The sequence below is a fragment of the Vibrio sp. 10N.247.311.14 genome, assembly GCF_041467715.1.
Lineage (GTDB): Bacteria > Pseudomonadota > Gammaproteobacteria > Enterobacterales > Vibrionaceae > Vibrio > Vibrio crassostreae_C.
Window position 1 is genome coordinate 1 of record NZ_JBFSVE010000061.1, and the last position, 19,399, is coordinate 19,399.

Sequence of the window (19,399 nt, forward strand, 5' to 3'; positions counted from 1 at the left end):
GACAGCTCTGAAGGATCCTTCAACCGATCGCTTTGGCTTTAACTGATCGGCATTAGCTCTATTGAGCTGCTTTTTTTATCAGTGTCTAAATCAATGTCTTGGGTTGTTATTAGGAATGGAGCATTAAGCTCAAACCAGAATTTAGGTTAACTCATTGATATACAAAAACAATGCTGATTAGCACAGAGACAAAATTAGGCTAATTGCAAATGGATGCTTAATATTGCATTAAAGTGTGATTTAGATCTTGTTTTTGGGCGTTTTAAGTGTAAAATCCGCGCTAAAGAAAGTTGATTATGTGCGGAGATAAGCATGAATTACGAACTAGGCCACGCATACCTTGGTCAAATGGCAGCAAAAAACATGATGCACGAAGCATTGTACGGCACTTCAAAGCCAAAGAAACCATCGTTCTTTAAGCGAATGATGAAGAAAATGGCTAAATAAGCATTTTCAAAAACGGAATTTTAAAAGGCCTTAAACTCGATGAAGTTTAAGGCCTTTTTCGTTTTAGCGATTGGTGAAAGTTATCGCTTTGTTTTGTTGTGGATGGACACAAAAAACACTAATTAAGCTTCTGACTAATGGCTTTTAATGAACTCAGCCAGCAGATTGATTGGATAAGTCGACCACATTATTAGGGATGCTATCTAAGCCATTCTCTTTCATCCACGCTTCTAAGTTATCGGCACCACCGATGTACTTACCATCAAGCCAGATCTGCGGGACGGTGACCGGTGTTTTCTCACCAATGTGTGCTTTTACCTCTGGAATCATACGGTACAAAGCGGCGCTATCTTTTACGACATCGTGGTATTGGTATTCAACACCCGCTTCATCCAACATTTTCTTTGCTTTAACACAGAATGGGCAGGTCGCCTTACCATAAACGATGTTGCCTTTTAAGCTGTCTCGTTTGGTCCACTCTTTGATCACGGATTGGATTAACACACCGCGATTAAGCGCTTCACCTTGGCTGACAACCTTGCCTTCAACAACAAGGATTGGGGCGTGCCAAGAGCCAAGTTTTAGAGGCTCCCACCAGTGAGACAACCAATCTTTCACTTCCAGTTCGACATCGACATCTGATAACTCATTCTCAAAAGTATCCTTAAGAATGTCTTTGGTAAGGGTACATTCCCCACATGGGATATTAACTTTAAATGGACCCCAACTGCCTGCCCAACGGTATAGTGTAATCTTGACTGGTTTCTTCATGGTTACGGCCTCGTTTGAATTCTCTTATCCATATAGAACGGACTGTCGAACTATTTATTTCACCAACCTTAAACTTTCTTCACTTTTGAAGGTTTTTTAGTTTCCCAGTGCGTTATAAATGCAACTGACGCAATAATAATAGCAGCCCCTAGCCATAAACGACCCGGTGGAACCCAACTAAATACAATCCAACCTGCTAAAACATTTAGCGGTAATTTGGCGTGGTCAAAAGGTTGCACAAACGAAGCATCAGCGACCGAGTAGGCTTTTACTATCGCCCATTGAGCGAGTGCCGTCATAACACCGATAACAATCAATATAGCCCAGATTGTACCGCCGCTTGGCGTTTGCCAATCTGGCGCAGCAAGCAGGATGTTAAATGGTGTGATTAATAGTAGAAGATAGACCACCATGGTTGAAGGACTGTCTTGCGAAGAGAGTTTTTTCACCATCAGTGAGTAGCATGCCCAGAAGAAAGCGGCACCGACTGGTAATAACGTTGCCCAGTTAAAATCTTCAGCCCACGGCTCTAGAATCACCATCGCACCCACGAAGCCTGCTAAGGTCGCGCCCCAGCGAGCAGCCCCAACTTTCTCTTTTAAGAAAAGCCCTGAACCAATGGTTGCAAACAATGGCGATGTCATGAGAAGGGCAATGCCTTGCCAAATTGGTACTGGGTAAGCCAGTGCCCATATCCAAAGTTGAATACCAATAACAGACAAGAAGACACGGAACACGTGCAATTTGAGGTTGTCGGTTTTTAGTGCGCGACGAATGCCCAGCGTTTTCAGATAAGGAAGAATAGCGAACAACGCGATGGCGTATTGAATGACGGCAACGGTGGTAGAAGTAAGTCCGAAATGAATGCTAGCAATTTGAGTTAGGCTGTTAATAACGGCAAAGGCTAGGCCTGCGGTTAGCATCCAGCTAGCGCCTTGGATCGGATGGTGTTGTGACATGATGCTTCTAATTATTTGATGTGGTACACCTATGATACGGATTTAGCACCACTTAACCAGAAAAAGCATTGATGAAGTCAGTCAGAATATTTGAATATGAAAAAAGGTTGAGCTATTGCCCAACCTTTTAGTCTGTATCTAAAGTCGATTTAGATTAGAAGTCGTAGCGTACACCTAGGCGAAGAGAGTCTTCACTTTGTGTTTCTAAACCTGCAACTTTTACGTCGTCTAGATTGTTTAATTGGTAAGCAACGTATGTACGGATAGATTTGTTGAACTTGTAAGTACCAGTCAGCTCAAAGAAGTCAGCTGTGTCTACAGTTAAGTTCTGTGTCGCGTCTTTTTCTTGTTTTTGGTACAAAGCAGCTAATTCAAACTGATCCGTTAGTTTGTACTTAGCCGCAACTTCTACACCAGAGAACTCAGTTTTTGCTTTGTCGTCTAGGTCACCCATTGTGTAGGTTGCACCTAGATATAGAGCATCCATTTTGTAATTAATACCAGCGATTACAGCCGTTGCTGAACCATTACCAGTACCGTTGTCGTTACCTGAGTAACCAAGACCAAAACCTAAGCCCACTGGTAGTGTGTAAATACCAGAGATGCCGTAACCGTCAGTATCTTTGTCTTCACCAGCAATCAAACTTGCTTTAAGAGAAAGTGCGTCTGCATCGTAAGCGTATACAAACGTGTTGTTAATCTGCTCGTCACCGGCATTGATGAATGCTTTTTGGTCACCAGAGTAGATAGTAACATCCGACATTTCTGAGATTTGAGCTGCAGCTGTATCTTGACGACCTACCGAAACAGCACCAAAGTTACCTTGAAGGCCAGCGTACATGTAGCGTTGCTTAAAGTTGTCAGTTTCATCATTGTCAGCTGAAGAATTTACGCCTTGTTCTGCTTCGTAGAAACCAAAACCAGATAGGTTGCTAGTGATTTCTGTAGTACCGCCAACATTTAAACGTACACGGCTTTTATTTTTCATTGTTCCGTCGATTTCTTTACCGCCTGAACCAATGAAATCACCACGGAATTCCGCACGACCGCCAATTTTAAGTTCTGTACCGTCAGAGCTGTAAACTGTTGCTGCTAGAGATGAACCTGAAACTAGTGCCGCTACCACTGCAGAAGCTAGAACTGCCTTTTTCATAATCACTTACCTTGTATTTTAAAATCCGTGAGCAATGTGCTCTCCGTTTCGATATGAAGCTAATTTAGAGCAGATAAATTAAGCTTTCATTTCCATAAAATTACATTTTCGTGAATGGGGAACTTTTTTAAGTGTTGATTTTATTGCATTTTTATTTCATGCGACTGAGTGTTCTATGAATAGTTATACAAGTTGCGTGTATTTCAAAGGTCACATTGGCAAGTTTTACCTTGCAATCACGTATGTCGATGGTGGTGAATTTTGGCTGCACTGAGAGCTTGTTAATCTGATTAACTGCTTGTACTGGTAAGGATATCCTCTATGATGCAAAAACTTAGAAGAGAATAGATTCTGCTCAACAATATGGAGACGTTGGATGAAAACAGAGTACTTAGGCGATGTTTTACAAGGTAGGCAGGTTATTGGCTCCTTGAATGTTGAAGACCTACCCGTTGGAGAGCACCAGTTTTGGTTTCAAGTCACCAGTGATGGGCTAGGGCAACCTAAGAACATGCCGGTTTCTGTTTTCAAAGGCAGTCAAGAAGGTCCTAGTTTGATGATCACCGCCGGTATTCACGGTGATGAGCTAAATGGAGTGTTGGCTGCACAGCAAATTATCAGGGACTTAGTCGGTAAAACGCTCAAAGGCACGGTAACGATTGTACCTACTGTGAATCTGTCTGGCTTGCTGAACCATAGCCGTGATTTCATCTCTTCGGATCCGGGTTCTTGCCCTGCTAATCTTAATCGACTCTTTCCGGGTGACGCGAATGGCTTGGCTGCGGAGCGCTTTGTTGCGTCTTTGTGGGAGCGTTTGCTTAAGCATAATGCCACCTTCGCCGTTGACCTCCACACTCAAACTCGTGGCGCAGTTTATCCACTTTATGTGTTTGCTGATTACCGCATAGAACAATGTTTGGAGATGGCGAGGCTGATGCAGCCCGATTGTGTTCTGAATGACCCTGGTGACCCAGGTATTTTGGAAACGGTTTGGAATCGAAGTGGAATTCCGAGCATCACGGTGGAAGTTGGGATGGGGAAATTTACTCAGCCTGACATGATTCAACGAGCGGTAGACGGTGTTTTTAACATGCTGTCTTATTATGAAATGTTCGAGGTTGAAATAAATCATCCCGAGAAAATGCAGCTGCCGAGTATGGATTGGATAGAGGGTAATGATGTGGTTTCTATCCGCGCTGATATTGGTGGTTTCGTATTGCCGCAGGTTGAGCTTCTGCAGAGCGTAGAGCAAGATGATCTGTTGGCTATTCAATATGACGCTTTTGGTAATGAGTGTCGCCGTTATCACGCGCCGTCTGCCGGACGTGTCCTTAGCTATAACGTGGATGCGTTAAGGGAGCCGGGTGCGCTTGTTTGTCGCTTGCTAAGTTAAGGCTCAGTCGGTTGGACGTTTCCGTGTTAATGCACTGTGTCGCCATTAAAACACGCAAAAAAAAGACCGAGCTAGGCTCGGTCAAAGGACAGTTGTCTAGAGTAAGCACGTCTTGGACTCATCGAGAGAACTGCTTTTAGAGTAGCGAGGCTAGATTAAGAATCCATTGCAAGATAGTGACACTTCGACTGCTTTTCTGTTTCAAAAATAATATTGAAAACATTACCTTAAGCTTATAAAAAAGCCTACTTCGAGTTTGCGTGAGTAGGCAATATAAACTTCTCTTAAGAGGTTCTATTTCTTTCTAAGCTCGATTAAAAGGCGTCATCTACGATGTCTTTTAGTCGGTCGTAAGGTACATAACCTGGTAAAACATTTCCGTTCATCATCATGGTTGGAGTGCCCGTTAAGCCGAGTGCACTGAACGTTTGATGGTTAGTGGTTAGAACCTGGTTTTGTTCTTGAGTTGTTTTTAGTTCCGCCTCTGTTCCCGTCTTCTTGGCAACGGCTTCTAGTGAGCTTTTCGAGTGAATACCGCTTTTCGCCATCAGCAATCTATCAACTTCAGGGAATGCTTCTGGGTTATCTTTCCATACTTTCATCGCGTATAGCGCCGCGTTGGTGTCTAGCCCCGCAACTTGTTGTTGCTTAAACGATAAGTACACGTTGATCACTTTAATGTCGCTGTTTTCAGAGGCTAATTGAACCAAGCCTTTTTCCAAGCGCTTACAGTAAGGGCAGTTATAGTCGGTAAAGTTAATGATGACCGATTTACCATCTGGATTGCCAAGGATCGGGTGAGCGTCATTGTTGTATAACCAATCATGGCTTTCCGCTTGGGCTTTCTTCGCTTGCTCTTGACCTGCTACGTACTGCTCTAAACTGGTATGCAATCCAGAGATCGTCGATGGGTTTTCCTTCAGGAATTGATTAATTTCTTCAAGTTGTTGAGTTTGTTCTTTGTTTAATTCTGCGAAGGCATTAGTACTCATTAATGAGCCTAAAATCAGTGCGCTTATCAGATGCTTTTTCATATTGTCTTTTCTCTAATTCGTGATAATCGTGAGCGCTTATTGGGTTGCGCTCACATTAATATTGTTTGTTAAACTGGCTGAGTCGGTTTATTCACTTAGCTTTGCTCTGTTTTTCTTTGTGAGCGAGTTAGGCAAAGTAGGTTCTTAACCACAGCCCTATAGGAGAAGTAACGCCTGTTGCGATACTGCTGATCTTTCCGTCTTTGATGATGACGATGCTTGGAGTGACATTAACGCCCCAACTTCTGCTGATTGCTCCAGAAAGATCATTGATAACAGGGAAGTCATACTCTTTTGCATCCAAGTAGCGCTGGACACGTTCGTCTGGACCAGACGATAGAGCGACCGAAACCACCTGATGGGAATCGCTGAAGCTATTGACGGTTGGGCTTACAAATTTGCAGGCACCACACCAAGTCGCCCAAAAATAGACAATGACTGGCTTACCATTTTTGCTTAGCTCGATAACATCAATATTTTCGCCTTGGAGCGATTGACCCACAATTGGAACCGCATCGCCCTGAGGCATACTTCTGCTGTGATAAAAGTCCATGACAAATGAAACCACGCCAACGATAAATATCATTGAAACCAGCTCCTTTCCCCACTTCTTAAGACGACTTGGCTTTTTGACCTCACCCTTTACAGCGTTGTCTTCAGTCGTGCTAGATTTCTCTTCATTGTTGGGAGTCTTCATCAGTTATCTCGCAGCGTCGATGGCTTGAACGACAGTGTCACTGTTGAGAATGACAGGCATTGGAATACCGCTTTTATAGCTCGGACCGTAGACGATATTAAATGGCACACCAAATCGCCCATTACTTTGTAAGTATTGAGTGACACTTTCGCTTGGTGTTGTCCAATCACCTTTCATCAAAACAATGTCTTCTTGCTGTAGGTGGCTGTAGACAGGGTCTTGAAGGATGACGCCGATCTTGTTGGCTTTACAAGTGATACACCAATCAGCAGTTACATCAACAAACACCGTTTTGCCTTGATCAACGAGCTGAGGGATTTGCTTCGCATCCAGCTTTTGCCAAGCGAGATCGTCAACAATCGGAGTCGCCCAGTTATCAGCGGTGACACTACCGACGATCAATGCAGCACCAAACACCAAGGTTGTGGTTGCGACGATAGGAATAAGCACCTTGCGACCCAACTTACGGCCAATCCAAATCAATACTGAAATCACGATAAATAGCGACAGCAGGATAGTTGGGAATTTACCAATGAATGGGCTAAGGAGGCTTGTTAGCCATAGGCTGGTAATGAACATCATTAAGCCAAATACCAGCTTAACTTTGAACATCCACGCCCCAGGCTTTGGAAGCAATTTGGTTAGGCTTGGGAATAGCGCAAAGATCAACCAAGGCGCACTCATACCGATACCAAGCGTGATGAAGATAGCCCATAACTCTTGGTAGCTTGCTCCAAGTGCATACGCGACAGCGGTTCCTAGGAATGGCGCGCTACACGGCGTTGCTAACAGCGTTGCAAACATGCCTTGAACAAAGTGGCCTGAATGTGAGTCATCGCCTTTGGTTGCCATCCAGGTGTTTAAACCTGATGGTAGTCTGAATTCGAATAACCCAAGCAGGTTAATTGAAAACAGCAAAGTGATGATCAGCATGAACCCGATGAACCAAACATTTTGGAACTGGATTCCCCAGCCAATTGCATTACCACCCATTTTTAGAGCGGTCATACCTAGGGCTAACAGCGCAAATGATGTAATGACACCTGAAGCAGAAGCTAAGAATGAGAGTCGAATATGACGATTAGATGCACCTTGGTTTTGAATGATGCTGTTTAATTTCATTCCTAAGACTGGCAACACACATGGCATGATGTTGAGGATCAAACCACCAATTAAAGCGAAGCCTATCATCGCCAAAAAGCCGTTGTTGCTTGTTTGGTAAGCGATCGGTTCTGAGCCAACTTTGGCCGTCATCTCTTCGGCGAAATTAGTGTCTGAAACGGTGACACTCACGTTACGGTCCGTTAAGTCGACTTCACCTATCCAGTTGCTCACATCAAATACGGCCGTCATTGTATTGTCTGTGATGTGGACGCTTGGTTGAGAGAAGAAGTCATCAATCACTTCTTGCCCGTCAATCAACACCATCGGCTTATCCCAGCCATTTTTACTTGTCAGCTGAGTAACCAGTTGCTGCTTGCTCTTGTCCCAAAATAGACCATTGACTGAAGTGCGATTAGCTTCTCGTGGAGATTGGCTCATGCCTTGGTTGAACAAGAACATCGCTTCTTCATCGAGCGCTAAAGTTTGTGGGTCAATCGGCAGTTCGATATCGTAATCGGTTAACACACAGATATTGGTACACGACGGAAAGGTAAACGATGCCCTGAATATCGCAGGCTTCGTGTTGTCTTTCAGGGATAAAGTGACAGGAAAGCTGACATGTTTTTTGTAGCCTAACGTCATGACGTCAAGCTGCTCGTAGTATTTAGGTATCGGCCAGTGCCACTCTACTGACTCAATGTTTGTTGAACCAGACCAGTCCCAGCTTGGCGGAATGCCACCTTCGCCTGGGCTGCGCCAATAGGTTTTCCAGTCGCCGTCGAGCACGACATCGAGCACGGTTTGGATCTTAGAGCCGTCATCCGACTGTTCACCCGTCGACATCATTCGCATTTTAACAGGCGGATGCTCAGGCACACTAAGCCAGCCCGTTGTCTGTGCCAAGGCGGTAAATGACGTCATAACCAAAAGGGCAGTGACTAAGGTTTTCGCGCATGTACGCATAGAGAATGCCAATGAATCGACAAACTTAGTTAGTAGTGTGTTGTACACAAATGTATCTCCAAAAAATAAATAAAAGGGTGTAGTAGCCCGGTTATTTACTCTCTAAATATACAGTGCTTTAGATGCAATCGGTGTTTTGTCGGTCGAGTAGAGCGATGATTGTCTCTAGATAATCTCGAGATGTGAGGAGGTAAGTTAAACGCAACAGCAATAATAAGTACGAATGGGATCAGCCAGCCGGTTTTTGGGGCGGCAAAGGTCAGCATTTTCGAACTTAGGCTGCATGAATTTGAATTGGGGGACGTTAACATTTTTGAGGCTTCTAAGCCGAAAACGCTGGCGTATAGAGCAGCCATTTTTTCTGAAGAAGCGATGTTGGTTTGGGGATTACTGGTTTCTGTATGAGTTTGTGTGCCAACTAGGACTGATTGGCCATTAGCGGATGCAGATAACGATACTTTCTTGACGGCCAGAGTGCTCGCCAGACAAGTTACGATAACCAGTCCGGTAAGGAAGAGCGCCCAAAGCGAATGCTTTTGTCGGCGGTTCTGTGTGGATAAGAAAAGTAGCGATGTGTTCAGCAAATTAGTCAGTAATCAAATCTGTTAGTCGTTAAAGCAAGCTCATTGAATTGTGGTTAGCTTAGATAAGTTCTCTTCGTGCCACAAGTCATAAAATGGTTAAAGTGAAACTATGTATAAATGCGGGAAACGGCAGATACACGATAAAAGACGCATAAACACCAATTCACGCGAATACGACATTGAGCTGTAGCTAAAGTTCACAACAACTGAAAGTTATCGCTAATTATTCTGTATTGAGTGGTTTATTAACTATCAGGACGGGACAGGCGATACAAAAAAGCCCAACAGATCGTCAGTGAACGTGTTGGGCTTTAATCATTGGTGCTATTGGAAAGGCTTAGTGAGTGCGGCGAGGGCCGTTACGTACCAAGTCTTTACCGTTATCAAACACCTCTTTGGTGATCCAGCGAGCAAGCAGAACTTTATGGCTGCTATTGAATACAGCAACGAAGTGACGACCATCTGAATTATTGGTTGCCATGCCTACACCTTCAACGCCTTCAAGGCCTAAACCGCCAGCTTCCACTGAAATTAGGAATTGCTCTAGTTCTTCTAGAGACTCAATAATATCAAGTTCGTTGTTCATTTTTATGCTCTCTTGCTGTGAGCCAACATCGTATTTAGGGCGCTTTAGTGCTGTGCTCGAATGAAGATATTGGCTGTTGTTCTTTGTTGGATGCGTACTCTACAGGTCATAAGAGGGGATTGGAACTCTCAAATATTAGAAGCAGGCTGATAATTTGCGAATTTTTAACATAACATACGTTTAAATGCTTGTTATCCATATTCTTTTTACTACTATTTATAGGGTCAATTTAGACAGTGATAGGAATTAATATGATGAAGGTTTGGCGTTGTCTATTGTTAATGTTGGCGTTTGTCGCATTTGGAAGTTATGCGCAGAGCGTTGAGAAAATCGCAGAAGTACAAGATCAGTTAATGCTCGATCTAGCAACATTAGAAACGGCGCATGATGCTGAAAAACCCTTTCTTGAAGATATCTTAAGGCGTAAGAACCAGGGCTTACGCGAAGAGATTTTTTCACAGCTATCGTCAGATAAAAAAGAGGGGCTGGATGTCACTCTTGCTCAGCAGGTCGAACTGCTACAAAAATTGCTGTCGTTGAATGAAACTAAAATCGTTTCAATGAGTAAAGAAAACCGTTCCGCTGAGGGTGACGCTAAAAAACGCCTTGAGTTGCGTATTCAAAAACGAATCGGAATGATGGATGTCTATTATCAGCAGCTTGCTAAGACCTTAAATTGGTCAAAAGAGCGTGGTGTTGATGTTGCTGTTCCTGAAGGTGAACTTAAAACGGCGTTAATTGCTCGTTCTAAATACCTGACAAATGCCATTCTTTACACAGACACACAGCGACAAGATCTAGAAGCGCGTTTGTCTTTTGTGAATGAAGAAGAGAAAGCGACGATTAAAAAGGAGCTTGAACGTTTCAGCGAGCGCACTAGCGTTATGGTCGCGAGCTTAGAAGAAACCATCACACTAATGGAACCGTTTGGCGTCGACGTGACTTCTTACAAGCGAGTGTTGCTGGCAACGACGGGAGATATTAACGCCGATGTATTGGATGTTGATGTTGCACTTGAGTTGTTGGATGGTTGGCTTCGTTCGTTCAGTTCATGGGCTTTTGAAAATACCCCTTCATTCATTGTCAAACTGGCTCTGTTCTTGGGTATTTTGTATGTGACTCGTTTGCTGTCAAACGTCGCACGCAAAACCGTTCGTAAGAGCGTTTCGCATTCGAAAATGGACTTTAGTGTATTGATGCAGGACTTCTTTGTATCAATCGCATCTAAAGCGGTCGTGTTTATTGGTTTGCTTATCGCGCTGTCGCAAATAGGGATAGAGCTAGCACCACTACTAACAGGTTTCGGTGTTGCCGGTGTGATCATTGGTTTCGCATTGCAAGATACGCTATCTAATTTTGCTTCTGGCTTGATGATCTTGATCTACCGTCCTTATGATGTGGGCGACATGGTTAAAGTGGCAGGCGTGCAAGGCACGGTAAAAGATATGAGCTTAGTGTCGACGACCGTTCAAACTATCGATAACCAACGCTTGGTGATCCCAAACAACAAAATCTGGGGTGACGTGATCAACAACATCACGGCAGAACGTGTGAGACGTGTTGATATGGTTTTCGGTATTGGTTACTCAGATGATATCGATAAAGCGAAAGCGGTATTGAACGACATCATTCTTGCGCACCCTCTAGTGTTGAAAAAACCAGAACATATGATCAAGCTTCATACTTTGAATACGTCTTCTGTTGATTTCGTAGTACGACCTTGGGTTAAGACTGATGACTATTGGGATGTGTACTGGGATGTAACGGAAACCGTGAAGAAACGCTTCGATGAAGAAGGCATCACGATTCCATTCCCTCAACGAGATGTACATATTTACAATCACGAAGAGAACTAAACGAAAGATCTAGTATGAAAAGCTATTACGAAAAAGCTAAGCATGGCTTAGAGCCATCATTCTTAATGTGATATCAAATGGACGCTGAACAAGCGTCCATTTTTATTGGCTGCCGCTTATGTTGAGCTTCATTCTTTTATGTCACTCAACCACCTTAGAATTACGTTATGATGGGGTAGGCTTAATCTGGAAAGTTGAAATCGAATGGACGATTCACAGCAAAAAACGAACAGTAGAAATACAACGGTAAGAAAAGCGACGCGAATTGAAAGCGTCATGAACTCTGCGATGTGGCATTTAACTCAGAGAGACATGACGGAAAGCGAGTTAGTGGCGAAGCTCAAAGTGAAAACCGACAATCAAGAATGGATCGATGAAACTCTAGGGACATTGAAAGGCTTCGGGTATCTCAAGTCTGACCAAGTGTTTGCAGAACAATTCGTGGAACAAGCTTTCTCTGGTGAATTCGGTTCTCGATACATTGTCGAAAAACTGAAGAAGAAGGGGCTGACCGATTCAGTGATTTCTGATGCAATCCATAAAGTGTCGTTCGAAAAGTCTATTGATGAACAAACCATCTTGATAGACCGAATCAACCACTACTATTCAAGCTTTACCATGAGCCGTGAAAAGCTGGTTGCGACACTGCAAAAGCGTGGCTTTAGCTATCAACAAGTTAAGGTAGCGATTGACCAGCACCCACAAGCGCATCAACTGAAAAGTAACATTCAAATTAAGGCCGAGAAAGCCGACTTGGAAAAAGAGGTGCTCAAGTACGCTCGTAAAGGCAAGGGACTGACTGCCATTCAGCAAGAACTTAGACAACGACAAATTGACACAAGTGAACTGTCATCGCTCATCGACCGATTGATTAATGAAGAGCAGCTAGATTTCTATTCTTCGTGTATAGAACAGTTGCAGAAGAAGCCTTATGACCTAAACGATCATAAAGAACGCTCTAAGGCTTACGCGATGCTAAGTCGAAAGGGGTTCTCTTCTGACGAGATCAAATTTGCATTGAGTGAAGATAACGAATAACTAAGCCGGAAAAATTTCCTATTGTAGTATGTTGGTTTGTCCTAAGTAACTATTGGACAAATTCCGTGTTAGTGACTTTGCTAAATTAGCCTTTCATGAATAACTACCGATATGAAACTTTACCTAAAGAGTGTTTAGTCCTGATGGTAGATCATGCTTCGGAAGCAGCAGTTCCGTATAGCTTGATTTTTTCATAAGCGTCCTCTATTTGGTTTTGTTTAAGTAGAATAACTATAAATTGGAGCTCGCTTATTTTAGGGGTAGTTTAATAGGTGCTTACTCTTCCACAATGAACTCCCTAGTCTAATAATTGTTCTGAATGATGGATTAATATCTGGCTCACCTACTAGTAGCTTAAAATTTGAGCGCGCTGGGGGGCTTTTGTATTGTCCTTCGTTCAAGTCATAGAGCCACTCCAAAGCCCTATTAGCTTCTATCCAGTCAACAGGTGAAGTTTCAAGGTGGGCTTTAATCTCTTCTATTGCCGAAGGTACTAGTCCATAGAATAACTTCATAACATCACGGTGATTACCTATCTGTAACCGCATTAAATCCCCAAGTGCACACCAAACGGAGCGATTCCAAGTTATTGTGCAGTTATCTGGTACGCCTTCATGGTAACGGCAACGCCCATAGCGATAGTTAATCAACTTATCCCATTCAACTGCTAGTTCACCAATTAATTCAAAACCTATCACACCTTTCAGAGTTGATGCTTTTTTGTACAGATCATGCACGTGTTGCTCTGGATTTTTATCTTTAGGAGATTTGACTTCAAGCAATTCAAGTTGATGTTTAAGCGATATAAATGTTTTTGAATTCAGTACTTCATTTGACACTCTAAACCATTCCGTTTGTATATTTTCTAGGTCTGGTAGTACCTGTTTACCTTCTCTTTGCACTTTGACTTCAGCTAAACGAGCTTTATTCCTATCAATCTCTTTTGAGGCGGCAACTAATCGTCTAATATGCTTATCACTATTTCTTTTTTTAGATTTTGCTTTTTTGCATGACTTATTTTTCATAATAATCAAAAACTTAAGGCGGAAATATATCCTACCATATTATCAAGTAGTGCTGCGATAAATCAACTAACGAGATAACAGGATGGTAAGCCCTCGACTCTCTAGACACCTACAAGATATTAATAAAAGTAGTGCAAACCCCACCTTGGTGTTTTGAATAACTGCAAGCCCAAACAAGCTTTGGGGCAAAAATGAGTTATGTCACTACTCATTTTTGCCTTTTTCATTAGCATTAAAACTCAATCTATCGACCGTATTGCTCAATAATAAAGAGCTCAAAATCATCACACATTTGGTCATTCGACTTTGCATTATTCGCTAATTCAGTTGCTCCATCAACGATCGATACCTTCGCATTCAAATCCGCGACTGGTGCACGTTCTCTTGTCGACAGCTGTTTGATTTTTTGCTCCTCAATCGCCCAAGCCTCCTCTGGCGATAAGTTACACTCGTCAGCGAGATATTTGGCATTAAAACCTTCCCCAGTCAGGCTTTCGATTGTCCCATTGTGATTCACGCTGTTTCCTTGGTGCCAATAATGCTTAGCTAACAAAGGGCCGATCTCTGGGTTATCCGTTAAGTAGCCAAACTTATCGGTGAAATACGCACGAGTTTGATACACCGCCATATGAGCCAGCAGGTAACCTTGATACGCGCAAGAGGCTTCATCCGACAACAGATGCGGGATCGCCATTAATGGGCGAGGGCTACAAGCTAATCCAAGAATCGTTTTCTCACTGCGACGAGCAAGAGCGGTGATCTTTTCAGGTGTCAGATCTTCATCCGCCAATTCGTAAAGTGCTCGCTCGAAATACGGAACCACTAAAATGCTGCGTTCTTGATAAGCTCTGAAGGGTTGTTTGTTATCGATGATTGCTTTGATTAACTCGTCAGGTACTGCTTGGCCACCTGCATTAAGCGCGTATTGTTTGAGCCAATCGGCGTCATTCAACAAGCTGTCACAGAACATGGATTGGGTTTCGGCATAAGCCATTGAGGTTGGTGCAAACTCTTGAGAGAAACACGGTGCGTTCATTTTTACGTTAGCAAAGTGTGCTGCATGACCACCCTCGTGAAATAGTGTGTTGATGCCATCATAGCCGCTGCCAACTTGATCGGGCTTTGCATTGCTCGTGAAGTTAACTTGAGCCGCTACCCATGTGTCTTGATCGTAGAAAGAAGGGATAGGCCCATGGCAGAAGCCATTAGGGTACTTACCTTTACGATCAAGCAGATCCAATTTTAATGTCGCTTGAGAGTATTCTATGTTGAGGCGCCCAAAAGATTCTATCCAGCGTCGAAGTGACTTTGAGAATGGAACATAAGGATCAAGATCATTCATAACGTCACCTGCAAAAGAGTAGGTAAAGTTATGGGCTTGAAGTGCATTCTCGCCTTTCTGTTCTGCCAAATTGGCTAGGCTTTGCTGATGGCTATCACGCGTGCGTGCTTCGAAGTCATCCAGAATCGTAAACAGTTGTTCTGTCGTCATCTGTTCGGTTTTAACCACCGAGTAATCAAAGAAGGTTTTAAATCCCAGTGATTGAGCAAATTGGTTACGTTTTTTGATCAGCTCAATAAAGCCGTTAGCCAGCAGCCATTGCTCTAAATCTAATAGTGCTTGATGTGCAGAAAGCCTAACTTGTTCATTACCATTACTTCTAACGGCTGAACCTAAAACGGGCAGTGACCCTTCTGTTTCATCGCCTGTTTCATTTACGTAAGTCATCACATGATTCTGTTTTTTCTCAAACAGTTCAGCCTCAAACTTTATGAGATCGGTTTTAAGATTTTGTGACTGCTCAGACTCAATAGCGTGAGATCTAAAGGTCGCTAACCAACCATTCAAGCCTGTTAGCGTACTCTCTTTTTCGAGGGGATCGTGAATTTCATCGATAGCAGCTAGTTGTGTTTCGATCGCAGTAATCTGTTCGGCAGAACTAAGAAATTCCGTCCACTGAGTCTGCGCGAGTGTCGAACCATCGTGGTCGTCACTGATACCCATATATGTATCCCAAAAGAAGTCTTCTTTCGCTTTATGAGTCGCAAGATACTTTTGATTCAATTGGTTGAGATAGTTCGTTGCAGTCATGACATTCCTTGAAATTTAACCAGTAATTTCAACATTATGACACATTCATTGAATGTATTTTGTGATGTTAAGTATAACGGCATAGAAGTTACCTTTTCATCAAGGCGTGTTGAACCAATACGGCTTCATCAGTTTACCGCCAGAAGCTATTCAACGTAACAAAGTGAGATTGTCGCTTGAAGAGCCTGCGATTGAAGGTGGCTATAAGTAATTAGTACGGCGTGTTGCAACTGTTGTGGGAGAGTGATATTCTCTCTTTCGTAATGGTTCTCAACGTGACGGATTACGTTATTCGGTGATGAAATTATCTAGCGGGCATGTATGCCCGTTTTTTTTCGCCTAAAATTTGCGACTCGAGCGGTTGTTTGTCGATTGGTCACGTATAATGGACACTTCATATAGCGCTAAATAAGCCCAGTCGATGAAAATCTTTCAAGTTCTAATCTTGCCTCTAATGTTGTCCCTCGTTGCTATTTCATTTTCAGCGCAAGCAACCGAAAGCTGGTGGCTAAGAACAGTATTTAACAGCAGCCCAAGTCAGCCGAATTCTCAAAACTATATTAACGACATCGAGTTGATGGATTGTGGTGAGATCGAAGATACGCTGTTATGCAGTGACTTAACCCAATATTACGACCTGGATGTGTATGTTGAACTGGAGTTGGGGGACTCAAGTGTCGAAACGGTTCGCTTAAACCTGCCATATTCGGACCTAAGTTACACAAAGCTTCAGGCATACCTTCGCCAAGATGGCTTTGCTCTCAGTTCAATTCGTATTGGTGAAGATGAATTCGATGTTACAGCTCAACTCGAACAAGCTCGAAATGAAGGTGTTGGTTTCGATAAGGTGGATAAACAGCTGGTCGAATTTATCAACGCGCCTCACGGTTCAGCAGAGCAACTGAGTGTATGGAATGTGCCTAGCTTATCTTCTACCTCTCCTTGGATTCAGTTACAGAGTGATGGTGACAACTTAATGGTTGAACTTAATCGTTTTTAATTGCTCAAATTTATAGATAGTTTCGTTATTTATTAGGTTAAACAAGCCTTTCAGGAGAACGGCTCACGGACAGACAGCAAGTTATAATTTATTTAAGTGTTCGTTTTTCTGCGGCTCTCACATTTTTAATAAGCGTTTACCTTTGCCATTTGTTATACGTTGAGCCTTCGGTAAAACGAGCTTAGGATACGTTCAGTATTGATAAAGGAGACAACCCATGGTTGCAAGAGTAACGATAGCGCCACAAGGCCCAGAACTTTCTGAGTTGGTGCAAGGATACTGGCGTACAGCAGAGTGGGGCATGACCCCGCAACAACGCCTAACTTTCCTGAAGCAACATATTGATCTTGGCATCACAACTGTTGATCACGCGGATATTTACGGTAACTACCAGTGTGAAAAGTTGTTTGGTGAAGCGTTAGCGCTTGAACCAAGCCTTCGTGATGATATTCAAATCGTCACCAAGTGCGATATCAACCTATGTGGTGACCACACTCCAGATCGTAAGATCAATCACTATGACACCAGCGCGCAGCATATTTACCAATCAGTAAATAACTCATTAGAGCACTTAGGTGTTAACGATATCGATGTATTGTTGATTCACCGCCCTGACGTGTTAATGGATGCCGATGAAGTAGCAGAAGCGTTCGCAGAGCTACACAAAGTAGGTAAAGTTAAGCACTTCGGTGTTTCTAACTTTTCACCGCGTCAGTTCGAACTGCTTCAATCTCGACTCGGTAAGCCGTTAGTGACCAACCAAGTTGAAATCAACCCATTGAACTTCGAAGTGGCTCATGATGGCACGCTAGATCAACTGCAGATGAACCGCATTCGCCCGATGGCGTGGTCTTGTCTCGGTGGTGGTAGCATCTTCAGTGGTGATTCAGCGCAAGCGGTTCGCGTTCGTGATGAGCTAGAGGCGATTCGTCAAGAAGTCGGTGCAGACAGCATTGATCAAGTGATTTACGCTTGGGTTCGTCGTTTACCATCTAGTCCAATTGCAATTATTGGTTCTGGTAAGATTGAGCGTGTGAAGACGGCCGTTGATGCACTGAAAATCGAGCTGACGCGCGAACAGTGGTATCGCGTATGGGTGGCATCTAAAGGTCACGGTGTGCCATAGAAAGCAATTCGTATAGAAGTCAAAGCCAGCTAAGTAAGCTGGCTTTTTTGTGTTCGCCTAACATGTTTCTCCAAAACTGTGATTAAGGTGGAATAATTTTCAAAAACACTCATAATGCACTCTGTTTTTCACCAGTTGGATATTTCCATTGAGCACTTCAAAATTCTCTTCAATCGCCCTTAAACCAGAGCTTCTAAATACGTTAGATTCTCTTGGTTATACTGAAATGACGCCGATCCAAGCGTTAAGTCTTCCTACTATCCTAAATGGCAAGGACGTTATCGGTCAGGGTAAAACGGGTTCAGGTAAAACAGCTGCTTTCGGTTTAGGCGTGCTGCAGAACCTACGCGTTAAGCGTTTCCGTGTTCAGTCTTTAGTGTTATGTCCGACTCGTGAGCTTGCAGACCAAGTAGCAAAAGAGATTCGTACTCTTGCTCGTGGTATTCACAACATTAAAGTGCTGACACTATGTGGCGGTATGCCAATGGGCCCACAGATTGGTTCACTAGAGCATGGCGCACACATTCTTGTGGGCACACCTGGTCGTATTCTTGATCACCTAGAGAAAGGCCGCATTGACCTGTCTGAGCTGAACACACTTGTGTTAGATGAAGCGGATCGCATGCTAGAGATGGGTTTCCAAGACGCTTTGGATGCTGTGATTGAAGCGGCGCCAAAAGAACGCCAAACTCTGCTATTCAGTGCGACTTTCCCTAAACAGATCAAATCTGTTGCAGACCGCATTATGCGTAACCCAGAAATGGTGAAGGTTGAATCAACACACGATCACTCAAGCATCCAACAACACTTCTACAAGTTAGAAGGTTCTGAAGCTCGTGATGACGCTCTAGAGCTGCTGTTGTTGCATCACCAACCGGAGTCTGCGGTTGTGTTCTGTAACACTAAGAAAGAAGTGCAGAACGTAAACGATGAGCTAAGCCACCGCGGTTTCAGTGTTATCGAACTTCATGGTGACATGGAACAGCGTGAACGTGACCAAGCTTTGGTTCAGTTCTCAAACAAAACCATCTCGATTCTAGTGGCGACAGACGTTGCGGCTCGCGGTCTTGATGTTGATAACCTAGATGCTGTGTTCAACTTTGAATTGTCTCGCGACCCTGAAGTTCACGTACACCGTATTGGTCGTACTGGCCGTGCAGGAAGCAAAGGCGTAGCGATCAGCTTTTTTAGTGAAAAAGAGATGTACCGTGTTGCTCAAATTGATGAGTACATGGACATGCCAATCGAGCCATCTGAACTGCCAGCAAAACCAATTGCTAAGCCGTACTACTCAAACATGGTTACCATCCAAATTGATGGCGGTAAGAAAGCTAAGCTTCGTGCTGGTGATATTCTTGGCGCACTGACGGGCCAAGGCGGCATTGATGGTAAATCAGTAGGTAAGATCAATCTGTTTGCAATGCGTGCTTACGTAGCGGTAGAAAGATCTGTGGCTAAAAAAGCACTGAACAAAATCGAATCAGGTAAAATGAAGGGTCGTCAATTCCGCGCCCGAATCCTGAAGTAATTCGAGACTGAATCCCTTTGCTGCGATATGTATAATTAACGAC

The 19,399-nt window shown here is 43.4% G+C and carries 16 protein-coding genes and 1 pseudogene; 8 read left to right on the forward strand and 9 right to left on the reverse strand.

What is annotated here, in order from left to right; translation table 11 throughout:
- The first annotated feature begins 312 nt into the window (after nt 1–312).
- Nucleotides 313–447: a hypothetical protein gene (locus tag AB6F11_RS18710; protein ID WP_010431176.1), complete on the forward strand. Its 135-nt coding sequence runs from the start codon at nt 313–315 to the stop codon at nt 445–447.
- A gap of 153 nt (nt 448–600) precedes the next feature.
- Here AB6F11_RS18710 and AB6F11_RS18715 read toward each other — a convergent pair whose 3' ends face one another.
- From AB6F11_RS18715 to AB6F11_RS18725, 3 genes are all read right to left on the reverse strand, one after another.
- The gene (locus tag AB6F11_RS18715) at nt 601–1,218 is read right to left on the reverse strand and encodes a glutaredoxin domain-containing protein (RefSeq protein ID WP_017064328.1); all 618 of its coding nucleotides are present in this window, start codon (nt 1,216–1,218) and stop codon (nt 601–603) included.
- A gap of 68 nt (nt 1,219–1,286) precedes the next feature.
- Nucleotides 1,287–2,177 carry a DMT family transporter gene (locus AB6F11_RS18720; RefSeq protein WP_017062738.1) on the reverse strand — a complete coding sequence of 297 codons (891 nt, stop codon included), beginning with the start codon at nt 2,175–2,177 and terminating at the stop codon, nt 1,287–1,289.
- Nucleotides 2,178–2,331: 154 nt separating this feature from the next.
- Nucleotides 2,332–3,330, reverse strand: coding sequence for a porin (locus AB6F11_RS18725; protein ID WP_104216101.1), 999 nt, complete (start codon nt 3,328–3,330; stop codon nt 2,332–2,334).
- Between the two features lie 376 nt (nt 3,331–3,706).
- On the opposite strand from AB6F11_RS18725, the gene AB6F11_RS18730 reads away from it, so the two are divergent.
- The gene (locus AB6F11_RS18730; RefSeq protein WP_017071615.1) at nt 3,707–4,723 is read left to right on the forward strand and encodes a succinylglutamate desuccinylase/aspartoacylase family protein; all 1,017 of its coding nucleotides are present in this window, start codon (nt 3,707–3,709) and stop codon (nt 4,721–4,723) included.
- A 314-nt stretch (nt 4,724–5,037) separates the two neighbouring features.
- Here AB6F11_RS18730 and AB6F11_RS18735 read toward each other — a convergent pair whose 3' ends face one another.
- The 4 genes from AB6F11_RS18735 to AB6F11_RS18750 form a co-directional block, all read right to left on the reverse strand.
- Entirely contained in the window at nt 5,038–5,757 is a 720-nt protein-coding gene (locus AB6F11_RS18735; RefSeq protein WP_104216102.1) for a DsbA family protein, read from the reverse strand.
- Nucleotides 5,758–5,884: 127 nt separating this feature from the next.
- Nucleotides 5,885–6,454: a protein disulfide oxidoreductase gene (locus AB6F11_RS18740; RefSeq protein ID WP_104216103.1), complete on the reverse strand. Its 570-nt coding sequence runs from the start codon at nt 6,452–6,454 to the stop codon at nt 5,885–5,887.
- 3 nt (nt 6,455–6,457) lie between these two features.
- Nucleotides 6,458–8,521, reverse strand: a complete 2,064-nt coding sequence (locus tag AB6F11_RS18745; RefSeq protein WP_104216109.1) for a protein-disulfide reductase DsbD — start codon at nt 8,519–8,521, stop codon at nt 6,458–6,460.
- A gap of 921 nt (nt 8,522–9,442) precedes the next feature.
- Nucleotides 9,443–9,691, reverse strand: a complete 249-nt coding sequence (locus AB6F11_RS18750) for a hypothetical protein (RefSeq protein WP_017062732.1) — start codon at nt 9,689–9,691, stop codon at nt 9,443–9,445.
- A gap of 251 nt (nt 9,692–9,942) precedes the next feature.
- Here AB6F11_RS18750 and AB6F11_RS18755 point away from each other — a divergent pair, with 251 nt between their 5' ends.
- Together AB6F11_RS18755 and AB6F11_RS18760 are read left to right on the forward strand one after the other, a co-directional pair.
- A complete protein-coding gene (locus AB6F11_RS18755) occupies nt 9,943–11,547 on the forward strand; it encodes a mechanosensitive ion channel family protein (protein WP_104216104.1) in 1,605 nt (534 codons plus the stop codon).
- A 204-nt stretch (nt 11,548–11,751) separates the two neighbouring features.
- On the forward strand, nt 11,752–12,585 hold the full coding sequence (locus AB6F11_RS18760) for a RecX family transcriptional regulator (protein ID WP_102398591.1): 834 nt from the start codon (nt 11,752–11,754) through the stop codon (nt 12,583–12,585).
- A 254-nt stretch (nt 12,586–12,839) separates the two neighbouring features.
- Here AB6F11_RS18760 and AB6F11_RS18765 read toward each other — a convergent pair whose 3' ends face one another.
- Nucleotides 12,840–13,610: a hypothetical protein gene (locus AB6F11_RS18765; RefSeq protein WP_102393313.1), complete on the reverse strand. Its 771-nt coding sequence runs from the start codon at nt 13,608–13,610 to the stop codon at nt 12,840–12,842.
- 244 nt (nt 13,611–13,854) lie between these two features.
- Nucleotides 13,855–15,702 carry a M3 family metallopeptidase gene (locus AB6F11_RS18770; protein ID WP_102393312.1) on the reverse strand — a complete coding sequence of 616 codons (1,848 nt, stop codon included), beginning with the start codon at nt 15,700–15,702 and terminating at the stop codon, nt 13,855–13,857.
- Between the two features lie 97 nt (nt 15,703–15,799).
- Here AB6F11_RS18770 and AB6F11_RS18775 point away from each other — a divergent pair.
- From AB6F11_RS18775 to dbpA, 4 genes and pseudogenes are all read left to right on the forward strand, one after another.
- Nucleotides 15,800–15,913, forward strand: a pseudogene (locus AB6F11_RS18775) (phosphate ABC transporter substrate-binding protein); the annotation flags it as partial.
- A gap of 210 nt (nt 15,914–16,123) precedes the next feature.
- Nucleotides 16,124–16,702, forward strand: a complete 579-nt coding sequence (locus AB6F11_RS18780; RefSeq protein ID WP_102393311.1) for a hypothetical protein — start codon at nt 16,124–16,126, stop codon at nt 16,700–16,702.
- A 217-nt stretch (nt 16,703–16,919) separates the two neighbouring features.
- Nucleotides 16,920–17,828 carry an aldo/keto reductase family oxidoreductase gene (locus AB6F11_RS18785; RefSeq protein ID WP_017064347.1) on the forward strand — a complete coding sequence of 303 codons (909 nt, stop codon included), beginning with the start codon at nt 16,920–16,922 and terminating at the stop codon, nt 17,826–17,828.
- A gap of 148 nt (nt 17,829–17,976) precedes the next feature.
- Nucleotides 17,977–19,356 carry an ATP-dependent RNA helicase DbpA gene (gene dbpA / locus AB6F11_RS18790; protein ID WP_017064348.1) on the forward strand — a complete coding sequence of 460 codons (1,380 nt, stop codon included), beginning with the start codon at nt 17,977–17,979 and terminating at the stop codon, nt 19,354–19,356.
- The last annotated feature ends 43 nt before the right edge of the window (nt 19,357–19,399 follow it).